This is a genomic window from Arthrobacter sp. FW306-06-A (genome assembly GCF_021870055.1).
Taxonomy (GTDB): Bacteria; Actinomycetota; Actinomycetes; order Actinomycetales; family Micrococcaceae; genus Arthrobacter.
Window position 1 is genome coordinate 2079866 of record NZ_CP084552.1, and the last position, 13850, is coordinate 2093715.

General features: G+C 64.8%; 11 protein-coding genes. 5 read left to right on the forward strand and 6 right to left on the reverse strand.

Features of this window, described 5'->3' with window-relative positions:
- Window positions 1-3: 3 nt before the first annotated feature.
- The 4 genes from LFT49_RS09545 to LFT49_RS09560 are packed head-to-tail and all read right to left on the reverse strand — an operon-like array spanning window position 4 to window position 4554.
- Complete coding sequence (locus LFT49_RS09545) at window positions 4-1794, reverse strand: thiamine pyrophosphate-requiring protein (protein ID WP_237430344.1); 1791 nt, start codon at window positions 1792-1794, stop codon at window positions 4-6.
- Between the two features lie 2 nt (window positions 1795-1796).
- Window positions 1797-3452 (reverse strand): GMC family oxidoreductase, encoded by a 1656-nt coding sequence (locus LFT49_RS09550; RefSeq protein ID WP_237430345.1) that lies wholly within the window; start codon window positions 3450-3452, stop codon window positions 1797-1799.
- Window positions 3449-4090, reverse strand: a complete 642-nt coding sequence (locus tag LFT49_RS09555; protein WP_237430346.1) for a gluconate 2-dehydrogenase subunit 3 family protein — start codon at window positions 4088-4090, stop codon at window positions 3449-3451. The genes LFT49_RS09550 and LFT49_RS09555 overlap by 4 nt, the downstream gene beginning before the upstream one ends.
- A complete protein-coding gene (locus tag LFT49_RS09560) occupies window positions 4087-4554 on the reverse strand; it encodes a hypothetical protein (protein WP_237430347.1) in 468 nt (155 codons plus the stop codon). Before LFT49_RS09560 ends, LFT49_RS09555 begins: the two co-directional genes overlap by 4 nt.
- 90 nt (window positions 4555-4644) lie before the next feature.
- On the opposite strand from LFT49_RS09560, the gene LFT49_RS09565 reads away from it, so the two are divergent.
- On the forward strand, window positions 4645-5151 hold the full coding sequence (locus LFT49_RS09565) for a MarR family winged helix-turn-helix transcriptional regulator (protein WP_236802492.1): 507 nt from the start codon (window positions 4645-4647) through the stop codon (window positions 5149-5151).
- Between the two features lie 104 nt (window positions 5152-5255).
- On the opposite strand, the gene LFT49_RS09570 is transcribed toward LFT49_RS09565, so the two are convergent.
- A complete protein-coding gene (locus tag LFT49_RS09570; RefSeq protein WP_237430348.1) occupies window positions 5256-6113 on the reverse strand; it encodes an aldose 1-epimerase family protein in 858 nt (285 codons plus the stop codon).
- A gap of 101 nt (window positions 6114-6214) precedes the next feature.
- Window positions 6215-7291 (reverse strand): glucose 1-dehydrogenase, encoded by a 1077-nt coding sequence (locus tag LFT49_RS09575; protein WP_237430349.1) that lies wholly within the window; start codon window positions 7289-7291, stop codon window positions 6215-6217.
- 384 nt (window positions 7292-7675) lie between these two features.
- Between LFT49_RS09575 and LFT49_RS09580 the strand changes: the two genes are divergently transcribed.
- From LFT49_RS09580 to fdh, 4 genes are all read left to right on the forward strand, one after another.
- On the forward strand, window positions 7676-8548 hold the full coding sequence (locus LFT49_RS09580) for a CPBP family intramembrane glutamic endopeptidase (RefSeq protein ID WP_237430350.1): 873 nt from the start codon (window positions 7676-7678) through the stop codon (window positions 8546-8548).
- Window positions 8549-8588: 40 nt separating this feature from the next.
- Entirely contained in the window at window positions 8589-9440 is an 852-nt protein-coding gene (locus LFT49_RS09585; protein WP_237430351.1) for an aminoglycoside phosphotransferase family protein, read from the forward strand.
- Window positions 9441-9626: 186 nt separating this feature from the next.
- On the forward strand, window positions 9627-10283 hold the full coding sequence (locus LFT49_RS09590; protein WP_237430352.1) for an alpha/beta hydrolase: 657 nt from the start codon (window positions 9627-9629) through the stop codon (window positions 10281-10283).
- 142 nt (window positions 10284-10425) lie between these two features.
- The gene (gene fdh, locus LFT49_RS09595) at window positions 10426-13761 is read left to right on the forward strand and encodes a formate dehydrogenase (RefSeq protein WP_237430353.1); all 3336 of its coding nucleotides are present in this window, start codon (window positions 10426-10428) and stop codon (window positions 13759-13761) included.
- The last annotated feature ends 89 nt before the right edge of the window (window positions 13762-13850 follow it).

Consider the following 13850-nt stretch of genomic DNA (forward strand, 5'->3'; position numbering starts at 1 on the left):
CCTTCAGCCCTCCTTGTGCGGCAGGAATTCCTGGATCTTGGTCTTGACGCCCTCCTTCACCACGCCCCAGGCACTGTCATCACCCTTGACCATGGCCTCGGCAGTCTTCCGCGCCTGTTCAAGGGTGGCGTGTGGTGGAATGGGCGGAATGTCGGGGTCGGTGCGGACGTCCAGGAGTGTGGGCCTGTCCGCGGCGAGGGCTTTCTCCCAGGCCGGTCCGACGTCGTCGGGATTGTCCACGTGGATACCCTGCAAGCCCAGGCTTTCGGCGAACCCGGCGTAGTCCACGTCCGGGAGCGCCTGGGATTCGCGGAAGGCGGGCACCCCGCCCATGGCCCGCATTTCCCAGGTGACCTGGTTGAGGTCGTTGTTGTGCAGGACTGCCACCACCAGGCGGGGATCATCCCATTCGTGCCAGTAGTGCTTGATGGTGATCAGCTCGGCGAGCCCGTTCATTTGCATGGCCCCGTCACCGGCGAAGGCGATCGCCGGCTGGCCGGGGTGGGCGAACTTGGCGCCGATAGCGTAGGGAACACCGGGCCCCATGGTGGCCAGGTTGCCCGACAAGGAGCCCCGGACCTCTCCCCGGAACTTCAGCTGCCGGGCGTACCAGTTGGCTGAAGAGCCGGAATCGGCGCTGAGCATTGCGTTGGCCGGAAGACGTGTGGAGAGCTCGGCGAACAGCCGCATGGGATTGACGGGATCGGCGCTGACCATGGCCTCATCGTGCATGGTTTCCCACCAACGGCTGATGGACGATTCCAGGTTTTCCTGCCAGGACCGGTCCTTCTTTCTGTCCAGGTGTGGGATCAGGGCCCGCAATGCGGTGCCGGCGTCGGCCACGATGTTGAACTCATTGGTGTAGCGCAGCCCGATCATTTTCGGGTCCACGTCGATCTGCACACCACGGGCCTGGCCGGGTTCGGGCAGGAACTGGGTATAGGGAAAACTGGAGCCCACCGTCAGCAGGGTGTCGCAGTCGCGCATCATCTCGTAACTGGGCCTTGTTCCCAGCAGGCCGATGGAACCGGTGACGTAGGGCAGGTCGTCGGGCAGCGAATCCTTGCCCAGGAGCGCCTTCGCCACTCCCGCGCCCAGCAGCTCTGCCACTTCCCGGACCTCGGCCGCTGCGCCCCGCGCACCCTGGCCAATGAGGATGGCCACCTTGGAGCCTTCATTCAGGAGCTGGGCGGCACCGCGGATCGACTCACTGTCCGGCTGGATATCCGGCCAGCGGATTCCCACGCTGGAGGGGACCATCTTGAATTCGTGCGTGGGTGCCGCGTATTCGAGCTCCTGGACGTCGGAGGGGATGATGACGGCAGTAGGAGCCCGCTGCGCCTCCGCGATCCGGATGGCGCGGTCGATGACGTTGGGCAGCTGCTCTGGAACCGTAACCATCTGGACGTAGTCCGAGGCGACGTCCTTGAACAGGGTCAGCAGGTCGACTTCCTGCTGGTAGGACCCTCCCATGGCGCTGCGTGCTGTCTGGCCGACGATGGCCACCACGGGAACATGGTCCAGCTTGGCGTCGTACAGCCCGTTGAGGAGGTGGATTGCGCCGGGGCCGGACGTGGCCATGCAGATGGCGGGGCGCCCGTCGAACTTCGCGTAGCCCACGGCTTCGAACGCGGCCATCTCCTCGTGCCGGGCCTGGATGAATTTCGGCTGGTTGCCCGCCTTACCAAACGCGGCCAGGATGCCGTTGATGCCGTCTCCGGGGAAACCGAAAACCTTGTCCACACCCCACTCGCCCAGCCGGGAGAGCAGGTAGTCAGCCACTGTAGTTGCCATGATCAGTCTTCCTTCATGCTCATCGTGACGCCCCTGCGGGCGCCTTGGACCAGGACGCCGGCCGCGCGGGCCGCCAGCGCCATGATGGTCAGGGCAGGGTTCGCGCTTCCCTGCGTGGGCAGGACGCTGCCGTCAGTCACCAGCAGGTTTGGTACTGCAAAGCTCCGCAGGTTCCGGTCCACCACTCCTTCCTGCTCGACGGCGGCCATGCGGGCACCGCCCACCAAATGCGCATAGCGGTTGATGGTGATGACCTCCTCCGCTCCCGCCGCCGTGAGGATCCGCTCCATGACCTGCTGCGCTGCAGACATCAGCTGCCGGTCGTTGTCGCACTGGCTGTAGCTGAAGGAAGCGATGGGGATGCCGTTGCGGTCCGTTTCATCCGCGAGGGTCACCCTGTTCCCTTCAAGGGGCAGGAATTCGCAGAGTGCACCCAGGCACGCCCAGTGCGGATAGTCGCTCATGTACCGGCGGAGAGCCGCGCCCCAGTGTCCCTGGGCGGCGACATGCTCCGCCCAAGTGATGGGAAGCGGCGAAACGCACTGGATGGAGAAGCCTCGTTTGTAGGGCTTTGCCGGGTCTGTTTCGTAGAAGTCCTCCGTGCTGACCTCCGGGGGCGGGGCCTTCCACATCCGTACCTCCGCCTGGAACCGTCCAGCGGTCTGGGGTGCCCCCTGCACCATCAGGTACCGGCCCACCTGGTCGAAGTCGTTGCACATCCCGTGCGGGAAGCGCGCCGACGTGGAGTTCAGCAACAGCCGGGGCGTTTCGATCGAATAGCCTGCCACGGCCACCAGGCGGGCGCGCTGGAACCTGCGGACGCCGCCGTGGACGTACTCGACGCCGGTTGCCAGGCCGGTGCGTTCGTCCAGCACGATCCTGGTGGCCATGGAGTCGGGCCGGATTTCGGCGCCATGCGCCAGGGCGTCGGGGACGTGCGTGATCAGCGGTGAAGCCTTGGCGTTGACCTTGCAGCCTTGGAGGCAGAAGCCCCGGTAAATGCAGTGCGGACGGTTGCCGAACCGGCCATTCGCGATGGCCACCGGCCCCACCTTTGCCGTGACGCCGCAGGCGTTTGCGCCCCTCAGGAACAGCTCGCCGTTGCCGGAGACCGGGTGCGGCCGGTGGGGGTAGCTGTGGGGATCACCCCATGGCCAGTGTTCGCCGGAAACGGGTAGTTCGGCTTCGATGTCCTCGTAGTAAGGCCGCAGTTCACCGTACTCCAGCGGCCAGTCCGCGCCCACTCCGTCAGCGCTGAGGGTATGGAAATCGCTGGGATGGAAACGCGGCGTGTAGCCAGCGAAATGGACCATCGATCCGCCCACGCCCCGGCCGGAATTGTTCGACCCCAGCGGGACGGGGTCGCTGCCGCCGATGACCCGGGGTTCGGTCCAGTACAGGTGGTGGGAGCCGGCCTCATCGCTGACCCAGTCCTGCTCGGGCTCCCAGAACGGACCGGCCTCCAGGCCCACTGCCCGCCAACCGGCCCGCGCGAGGCGCTGTAGGAGCGTGGCTCCTCCCGCACCGCAGCCCACAATCACGACGTCCACCTCGTCGTCGTCGCGGTACCGGCGCATGTTTCCCCTGAGCCGCAGGTTGCTGCCGGGGCCCTTGGGCAGCAGCCAGGCGGATTCGTTGCGTTCGCGCAGGTTGCTCATCTGTCAGCCCCATGCGTGGGATCCGCTTCCGGCCGTACATCGCGCACTTCAAATGGTTCCAGCCGGTCCACGCCGAGGTTCTTGTAGCCACGCGGGTAGGCCGGCCCGCCGAAGCCGATTTCGTCCCAGGCCAGGGGATGGGAGTAGAACGCGGTGCAGGCATAACGTGTCCAGAGGCTCCACACTCGGTCCGCCGGCAGCCCACGCCATAGGTCCCGGTCCAGGTCGCAGATGTCCTGCAGCAGCCTCGCTTGGCCGTCCAAACTGAGCAGGGCGAAGCTGCAGCCCTCCCGGGACATGGCCTCCTGGTCCAGTGCGGCCAGGGAGGCTCGCCAGGCCTCGCCGTCCCGCGGCATGTTGTCGTAGTGCCAGCCGTCGGTCTCCTCCTCCGCCAGGCGGGCGTCCACCATGTTCACCACCGGCACCCGCGGTTCCGCCTGCTGGTCCAGCAGCTGGTCAAAAAGGGCCCGCGCCGCCGCCTCCTCCTCCGGGGTGAAGAAGCGGACGTCCGGGGGCATGCCCATCCGCGACTGCACGACGGCGGCCGTCGCCGGGTCCCAGTGCCGCGCCTGGGCGAGGGTGCTGAAGCCAGGGTAGCGTCCGCCGCCGTCGTCCCTCTGCAGAGGGAGCCCGGTCACGGTTCCCTCCTCAGGACCGAGGCCAGCAAACCCATGCCGCCCACCAGGGTGACCAGCAGAGGTGCGAAGAGTGGCGGGCCCATCTCCAGGTTGTAGCGCAGGTTGGACAGGCCGCCGGGCTTTTGCCGGATACCCTGCAGGTGCAGCCAGGTGCCCTGGAGCCCGTTGGCGACAATGGCGGCGCTGGCCAGCGGAAGCGCCGTCTTGGCCATGCGGCGGCTGAAGACCCCGGCGACTCCTGCCGCGGCGCCCAACGGACCAAGGGCAACGGGAGCCCACATCCATTTGTTGCCGAAGCTTGCCTTGTCGTGCTCCAGGAAGATCTCCGCCGCGGTGACCAGGGCACCGGCCGCCGTCAGGGCCGAAAGGGACCGCTCAAACCGGCCAGTCTGCACGTTCCTGATCAGCCGGTCGATCCCGTGCACTGTGACGGCCACGGTAGCTTGTGCGTGTTCTGTTCTCACGATTCTCCTAACCTGGACTGCAGGTCCGTACCGGTCCTGTGGAACCTTCAAACTTTGCGGGAAAGCAACTATCGGAGGAAACTGGTGCCCATGGATGCAGCTGGTGGACCTGAATCAGTCCAGGAACCTTCGACCCGGGAAGTTGAGGCGGTGATGCGTGCCGCCGATACTCTCCTGGGGGTCGTTGCCCGCTCTGTTGCCGAGGTGGAGGACGTGGTGAATACTCCGCAGCTGCGGGTCCTGGTCCTGATCCACACCCGCGGGCCGCAAAACCTGGGCGGTGTCGCCGCCGAACTGGGTGTGCATGCCTCCAATGCCACGCGCATCTGCGACCGACTGGTGGCTGCGGGCCTGCTGGAGCGGCGGGAGGACCCGGCAGACCGGCGATACGTCCGGCTCGAGCTGACGGCGAAAGGACATGCCTTGGTTGATTCGGTGCTGGACCATCGGCGGCAGGCGATTGGAGAGGTCATTTCGAGGATGCCATCGGGCCGGCGCCCGGCGCTGGCTGCGGCGCTGGAGGCCTTTGCGGCCGCCGCCGGCGGCCAGGGCACTTCCGATGGCCGATTTACATTGGGAGCCCGGGAACTGAAGTGACCGGATCCTGACGCCGCGGAAGCCATGTTTTCATTGAACTCCAATACTTGCGCTTGCGCAATGGTTGACGTTCCGCTCGTAAGGCTTTTCCTTGCGGTCTTTCCTTAGAGCGGCCCGATGCCCCACTGGGCGGTGTGGGATTGGCCGGGTTCAAGGGTGATCAGCCCCTCGCCGGAGTTGAAGGCGTCGGGTGCGCACGTCATGGGTTCGACCCCCAGTCCGCTGCGCCGGCGGTCCGGCTGGGGGAGGGTGTCGCCGGTGAAGATTTCCAGGTACGGATAGGTCTCGTCCACCCACAGCTCAAGCCCTCCGGTGCGATCCGGCGGGAGGAGTTTCACCCGAGCCAGCCCGTCAGCATCGCGAAGTAGATCCGTGTAGGCAACATCGATGTGCCGCCCTCCCAGTTGCTGTAGTTGGATGAGGTCGTACTCGGTGCCGTCCACACGTTCATGCCCGGTGGGGATGCCCTGCGGATCCACTGGCAGGAAGGTATGCCCGGGCACTTGCACCAGGCCCGCGTCAATAGCGCCGGGGCGGCCCACTCCGGTGCTGAGATAAGGGTGCGCTCCTGTGCCAAAGGGGCATGGCTCTGTGCTGCGGTTCACGGCCGTGGTGCGGACAGTCAATCCGTCATGGCCAAGCTGGTAGTCCAATTGGCAGTCGAGCACCCAGGGCCAGCCTTGGCAGGCGTGCAGGGTGTAGGTGAACGAGATGGAGTCCGCGGTATGGCGCTGGACAGACCAGTTCCGCCACCGCGTCAGCCCGTGGATTGCACCGCCCTTGTCCGGCTCGCTGAGGTCGAGCTGGAGGTGCCTGCCTTCCCACTCGTAGCGGCCACCTTTGATCCGGTTGGGCCAGGGGATCAATGACTGTCCCCGCGCGCCTGTGCACATGTCCTCCTTCCCGTATCCGTCGAGCAGGTCCCGGCCGTTCTGGCGGTAGATGCGCAATGCAGCGCCCACTTCGGTCAGTGTGGCGCTTTGCCGATCGAAGGCTATGTCGTATTGCCGCCCCGATGGAAACAGGTGGTCGGCGTCTGCTCCTTGAGGGCCGCCTTCCCGGTTCATGACCGTTCGTTCCCCTCGTCGGCTCCCGCCTCCAGGTCTAGGACCACCTTGACGTCGTCGGGCTGGTGCTTGAAGGCCTCCGCGAAGCTTTCCAACGGTAGCCGGCGGCTGATGAGGCGGCGCAGCCACTCAGGGTCTGCCTTGGCCAGGGCCTCCGCACCGGCGTCGTAGTGCCGTCGGTTCGCGTTGACGCTGCCAAAGACCACGCCGTTCATCAGCACCTCCTCGCGGTTGAGCGCGCCCACGTCCACCCTTGTTTGTTTGCCTGTTGCGGAAACGCCCGTCAGGCAGGTGATGGCGTCCTGGGCCCGGCATGTGAGTGCGTCCAGGACCACGGGGGTGACGCCGGTGCATTCAACAAGCACGTTGGGTTTGATGCCTGAATCCGGCAGGGGCTCGCTGTGGTAGGTGGCCCCCAGGTCGCGGACGAGCTGTGGCTTGGGACCGTCTGTGACGATGTCAAAAACGTGCACGTCCAGGCCTTGCTGGACTCCCAGCAGCGCCGCCAGCAGCCCAACGGGCCCGGCGCCGGTGACGACGGCGGTGTGGGGGTCGAAAAATGCCCGCTGGCCGATTCGGTTGACTTGTTCCCACGCCTTGGCAACGATGGTGGTGGGTTCCAGCAGGACGCCTACATCCTGCAGACGTGAGTCCAGTTTCACCATCGCGTCGGCATCTGCCCGCCACCGATCCCGCGCGAAGCCATCCAGGCCCTTGATTCCGTGCTCGGTGTACTTGCCGTTGAGGCACATGTCCCACTCCCCGCCGGCGCAGGCCTTGCAAGGCTCAGGGTCGGGCCTGCGGACGATTCCCACCACCAAGTCGCCTTTGGCCAAGCCGGAATCCGGGGGAGCGTCGATCACCCGGCCGAGGTTCTCGTGGCCCAGCACCAGGTAGTCCTGGCCCGGAGGTGCTTCCCCGTAGTCGGCGGCGATGATCTCGCTGTCGGTTCCGCACAGGCCCACGGCCAGGGACTCCACCAATACTCGGCCTTCGCCGGTCCCGGGGTCTGGAACCTCCCGCAGGTGCAATGAGTCCTTTTTTCCAGGTGTAACGGCCAACGCACGCATCATGCCTCCCTTTAGCCATGGATACCTTTGGCCAGTGTCCCGCGTTATTTGCGTAACCGCAACGGTCTGCGCGTCCGGGGACGACCGTCGGGCACCCCCAGCTGAGGATGCCACCACCTGCTCCGCCTGGTTACCCTCTGGGTCAGATGCGTGGCCCACCCGGAGGCGAACGGCCCTGGTAGCGCCTATGGTGCAGCGCTAAATTGGTTCGGCGTAGAGGAAGCGTGTCCGGGAGCTCGAGCGCGTCCCAGTGGCCCTCCCGGCTATGTGCCCGCAAACAACTTCAGCACCAGGGATTCAAGCCGCGTCTGGCATCGGTGGGCCCCCCGGCTTCGGCTTCTCGGCGGAAGGCAGGCCGCAAAGGGTCCTCATGGGTAGGAGGTTTCAATGAACGTCATCGTCGCCTTTGTCAGGCGGCATCAAGTACTGAGCTATTACATTCTTACGTTCGCCATCTCGTGGAGTCTTTTCCTGATTGTGGGAGGGCCCGGCTATTTTGCGCGGGCCTTCTGGCAAACCGACCCCCGGTTCCTTCCAGCCGTCCTGGCCATGCTCACGGGGCCTGCCACCGCAGGGCTCCTGCTGACCGGCCTCCTCACCGGAAAGGCGGGCCTCCGTGAGATCGGATCCCGGTTGGCTAAGTGGCGGGTGGCAGGCCGCTGGTACACCATCGCCCTCCTTACCGCACCCGTCCTGACGGCTGTGGTCCTCTCCGTCCTGTCGATCGCTTCTCCCATATTCCTGCCGCCGATCCTCACGGCCGAGGACAAGATCGCTCTCCTTCTGCCCGTCCTTGGAGTAGGCGTCTCAGTCTTGCTCGAAGAAGTTGGCTGGACAGGATTTGCCATCCCGCGGCTGCGGCTACGCCACGGTGTCCTGGCCACAGGGCTTATCGTGGGTGCACTTTGGGGGCCCTGGCATTTGTTCCAGATCCTCTGGACCGCCGGGACTTCGAACGGGGAAGTTCCGGTCGCGCTCTATGTGCCGCTCTACTTCCTCTGCTCCGTCGCATCGTTGACGGCCTACCGGGTGCTGATGGTATGGGTCTACGACAGGACAAGGAGCCTGCTCGTGGCAACTCTGATGCATGCAAGCTACGCAGCCAGCACACTCCCTATCCTCTCGCCGTCCCTGAGTGGGACATCCTTCTTGATCCACGCCTCGCTGCTCAGCGCCGCACTCTGGATCGGAGTCGCAGTGGTCGCTCTGACCGACCACGAACACCTCACCTGGCATCAGCTGGGACTGCATCCCGCGTGAAAAAGCTCTGGCATTGTTCTCGCCCCGGTAGTCTCCAGGGATGGAATCCTGGCACCGGAACCGGCTCAGCGCCGGACAGGCTGGCTTTGTGGAGAGCCGGTTTCCCGGCGTTCGCCTCCTGAATGATCTTTCGTGGAATCTCGTAGATACCACCGTGCTGGAGGTGGAGCACGGTGAGCGCAGATACGTGGTCAAGGCTGCGGGACCGGCCAACCGTCACATCGGCCGTGAGATAGCGGCCCACGGGTCCTTCACCGGCATCTGGGCCTCCAAGGACAGGGCACCCAGCTTAGTAACTGCCAGCCGAGGGCTGAACCTCTTGGTGACGGAATACCTGGACGGTTCCCCGGTCGAAGGACGAGCCGCTGAATATGACGCAGACACCTACCTGCAGGCCGGCCAGTTACTGCGTGCCTTCCACGCCCAAGCGGTACGGGTGGACCCGCAGTATGAAGATGCAGCCACCGCCAAAGCCATGGCCTGGCTGGACAAGCCCCAGCAGATGGACAAAGCCGCCGCAGAAAAAGCGCGGAACATCCTCGCCTCCTACCGGCCGGAACCGGTCAGGGCCGTCCCGACCCACGGCGACTGGCAACCGCGCAACTGGCTCATGAACGGGACCGAGCTCAGGATCATCGACTTCGGACGGTTCGAGTTCAGGCCCGCACTCAGCGATTTCTGCCGCTTGGCCGCGCAGCAATGGCGATCGGGCCCTGAACTGGAGGAGGCCTTCTTCAAGGGGTACGGTTTCGACCCTCGAGAGAGCAGGCTTTGGAACATAACCCAGCTTCGCGAAGCTGTCTCCACCGCTGCCTGGGCGTTCCAGGTTGGTGACCGTGAGTTCGAGGAACAAGGTCACCACATGCTCCGGGATGCCCTCGCTAACTACTGACCGGGCTTGCGATTGGGGCTGGTTTTGGGCCTTCAACTCAACTTAGCCACCAGCTCTGCCAAGCTCTGAAGCGAACCACTTCGTCCAGTGCCTTTCCTGCCGGGCGGAGTTGAGTTGCTCGATTTCAAACCAGGAACGCTGGTTAAGATGCCCAAGGAAGCCAGGGGGTATCCCTAAGCTGTGAGCATGGGGCAGCAGGCCGAGGTGGTACTTGTGCACGGATTGTGGCACCAGCCCGCCCACTTTGACCGGCTCGCGGAGGCCCTAAGGGAGCAGGCTGTTACTGTCCATGTTCCCCGTCTGCATCGGGGCTCGCTGGCCGCGGATACTGCGGGGGTGCAGGAGGTGGTGGACGCGTGCCACGTCCCGCCCGTCGCCGTCGGTCACTCCTACGGGGGATCAGTCATCAGCGGCCTGCAACGAATTTCGCGACTCGTGTACGTCGCGGCGTTCGTGCCCGCGGCGGGTGAGAGCGGGGCCTCACTGGGCGGTCGCGGCGCTGCAATCAACAGCGCACTGCAGCACAACGACGATGGAAGCACCAGCATTCAGCCAGGGCTCGCCCGGGAAGCCCTTTATGCCGACTGCACTGACGCCGACAGCGCCTGGGCAACGGCGCTGCTGGTACCGCAGCAACCGGGCCACGGCCGCGGAATACCCGAGCGCATTGCGTGGCAAAGCGTTAAGAGCACCTACGTTCTCTGCGAGGGTGACAAAGCACTGGATCCCGCGCTTCAGGAGCGCATGGCGGGAAGGTGCACCACGTCTGTCACCATCAAGGCGGGCCACTCACCTTTCATCAGCCGTCCCGCAGATCTCGCCACGGTGATCATGAGCGTCTGAAGTCCACCTCAAGAGCAATATTTTCCTGGACTTGCTGCCTGACCGAAGATCGCCGAGGTTAGACGTTGCCAAAAATGCTTCGCACGGGACACGCCCAGCCGTGTCCTGTTACTTCGGCCGTGGTCAGGGGTAAGCTCCAGAAATGGCACCGCGAAGTTTTCTTCAATGGCCGGTCGTCCGTCAGCTGAGCACGGGCGACCTGTTCGGCCGTGGCCCAGCGGTCACATCGGCCAAGACCAAGGCAATAGCTCCCCGCACGGCCACTGCCGACCGTGTGGTGCAGAGCGTGTGCCCCTACTGCGCCGTTGGCTGTGGGCAACGCGTCTACGTCAAGGACGAAAAGGTAGTCCAGATCGAAGGCGATCCGGATTCACCCATCTCACGTGGCCGGCTGTGCCCCAAAGGCTCTGCCAGCGAGCAGTTGGTCAATTCGCCGGGCCGGCAGACCAAAGTGCTTTATCGTGCGCCGCGTTCCACCGAGTGGGAACACCTGGACCTGGAGAAGGCCCTTGACATGGTGGCGGACCGGTTTATCGAGACCCGCCGCAGGACCTGGCAACAGGAAGACGATCAAGGCCGGCTGCTGCGCCGCACCATGGGCATCGCTTCACTGGGTGGCGCAACCCTGGACAACGAAGAGAACTACCTCATCAAGAAGCTCTTCACAGCAGCAGGGGCGGTGCAGACCGAGAACCAGGCCCGCATATGACACTCCGCGACGGTTCCCAGTTTGGGAGCCTCTTTTGGACGCGGTGGTGCAACGCAATCACTGCAGGACATGGCCAACGCCGACTGCATCGTCATCCAGGGGTCCAACATGGCCGAGTGCCACCCTGTGGGCTATCAGTGGGTGGCGGAGGCGAAGGCGCGCGGTGCGAAGGTCATCCACGTCGATCCCCGCTTCACCCGCACGTCAGCGGTCTCGGATAAGCACATACCTATTCGGGCCGGCTCGGACGTCGTGCTTCTCGGCGCACTGATCAACTACGTCATCAGCAACGATCTCTGGTTCAAGGAGTACGTCAGCGCGTATACCAACGCTGCCACCTTGGTCCACGACGATTACCGCGATGCCGAGGATCTGGGCGGGCTGTTCTCCGGCTTCGATCCCGAGAAGGGTGCTTACGACACGTCCTCATGGGCATACGCGGAACGCGGGGACGGCGCCATTGATGAGCCCGGCCCCGGATCGGAACACGGTGCCGATGCCAGGGACCGCGCTGCCGGACATGCTTTCGGCAGCGGTGGTCCGCCCTTGGAGCACGCCGAAGTCCAGCGTGACGATACCCTCCAGAACCCCCGGACCGTTTTCCAGATCGTGAAGCGGCACTACGCCCGTTACACGGCTGAGATGGTCCAGGACATGTGCGGAATCAGCGTGGCCGACTTCGAGTACCTGGCACGCACCATCACGGAGAACTCGGGCCGCGACCGGACCACCTGTTTCGCCTATGCTGTGGGCTGGACCCAGCACTCGCTGGGAACGCAGTTCATCCGGGCTGCCGCCATCCTGCAGCTCCTGCTCGGAAACGTGGGACGCCCGGGAAGCGGAATCATGGCCCTCCGCGGACATGCCAGCATCCAGGGCTCCACGGACATCCCCACCCTGTTCAACCTGCTGCCCGGGTACCTGCCGATGCCCAGCGCAGGCCGCCACGACACGCTCGAGGACTACCTGTCCGTCATCGGGTCGAAGCAGCAAAAAGGTTACTGGGCCAATGCAGATGCCTACACCATCAGCCTTCTGAAGGCATGGTGGGGCGACGCCGCCACAGCGGACAACGACTGGGCTTATGACTACATTCCGAGGCTGTCCGGCGCCCACGGAACATACGAGACCGTAATGGGCATGCTTGAGGACGAAGTGGAAGGCTACTTCATCCTTGGACAGAACCCTGCTGTGGGTTCAGCCCACGGCCGGATGCAGCGGATGGGCATGTCCCACTTGAAGTGGCTTGTGGTGCGGGATCTGAATCTCATCGAGTCCGCTACCTGGTGGAAAGACGGTCCGGAGATCGAATCGGGGGAGCTGCGCACCGAAGACATCGAGACAGAGGTGTTCTTCATGCCGGCGGCGACCCACGTGGAGAAAGCCGGCTCGTTCACCCAGACCCAAAGGCTGCTGCAGTGGCGCCACCAGGCGGTTGCACCGCCAGGGGAGTGCCAAAGCGAACTGCAGTTCTTCTTTGAACTGGGTAAGCGGATCCGCGAGAAGCTGGCCGATTCCAAGGACGAACGCGACCGACCGCTGCTCGACCTGACATGGGACTACCCCACGGACGAGCACGGCGATCCCGATGCGGAAGCGGTCCTTGCCGAGATCAACGGCCGCCACCTGGCAGGTCCTGACGCCGGGAAGCCCCTGTCCTCCTACACGGAGATGCAGGCTGACGGATCCACGTCTGGCGGCTGCTGGATCTACACCGGTGTTTACGCTGACGGCTTCAACCATGCCGCCAACCGCAAGCCGGGCCAGGAACAGGGGCCGACGGCGTCGGAATGGGGCTGGGCTTGGCCTGCCAACCGCCGGATCCTCTACAACCGCGCCTCGGCCGACCCGGACGGTAAGCCGTGGAGCGAGCGGAAGAAGTACATCTGGTGGGACCAGGAGCAGGGTAAATGGGTCGGAGACGACGTGCCTGACTTCCCGGTTGACCTTGCCCCGGGCAGCCACCCGGACCCCTCTGTCGGTGGTCCGGCCGCCCTCAGCGGTGATGATCCCTTCATCATGCAGGCTGACGGCAAGGGCTGGCTGTTTGCGCCGAAGGGCCTCATGGACGGACCCCTGCCCACGCACTACGAGGCGCAGGAATCACCGGTGGCCAATGCGCTGTACCCGCAGCAGCAGAACCCTGCGCGGCTGGTGTTCCCACGCAAGGACAATCTGAGTGCGCCAAGCGCGGGGACCAGTGGCTCCGACGTCTACCCGTATGTCTTCACCACGTACCGGTTGACCGAGCACCATACAGCGGGCGGAATGAGCCGCTGGCTTCCGTACCTGTCCGAGCTGCAACCGGAGATGTTCTGCGAAGTCTCACCTCAGCTGGCGGCGGAGCGGGGTCTCGAACCTTACGGGTGGGCCACGATTATCTCGGCCCGCTCCGCCATCGAGGCAAAGGTCTTGGTTACTGACCGCATGGCGCCGCTCAAGGTCGGTGGCCACACCGTGCACCAGATCGGGCTGCCGTACCACTGGGGCGTCGGCAGCAATGCCGTCGTCAGCGGCGACGCCGCAAACGATTTGCTGGGTGTGACCCTTGATCCCAACGTCCAGATCCAGGAATCCAAGGTTGCCTCGTGCGACATCCGGCCGGGCCGCAGGCCCCGCGGGGAGGAACTGCTTGCCTTGGTTGCTGAATATCAGGAACGGGCCGGAGTGACCACCGAGACCGGCAACCGCGCCGTCACCAATCCCGCGGCGGAAGGCATCCAACCCCGCCCGGGTGAAAAGGGCAGCGCCGACGGTGGGGAGAACTGATGAGTCTGCTCCCCACCGTGTCAGCCCAAGCAAACACTGCCCCGTCCGGAACGCTGCCTGCCGGCGGCGTTCCGGACACCAACCCGACG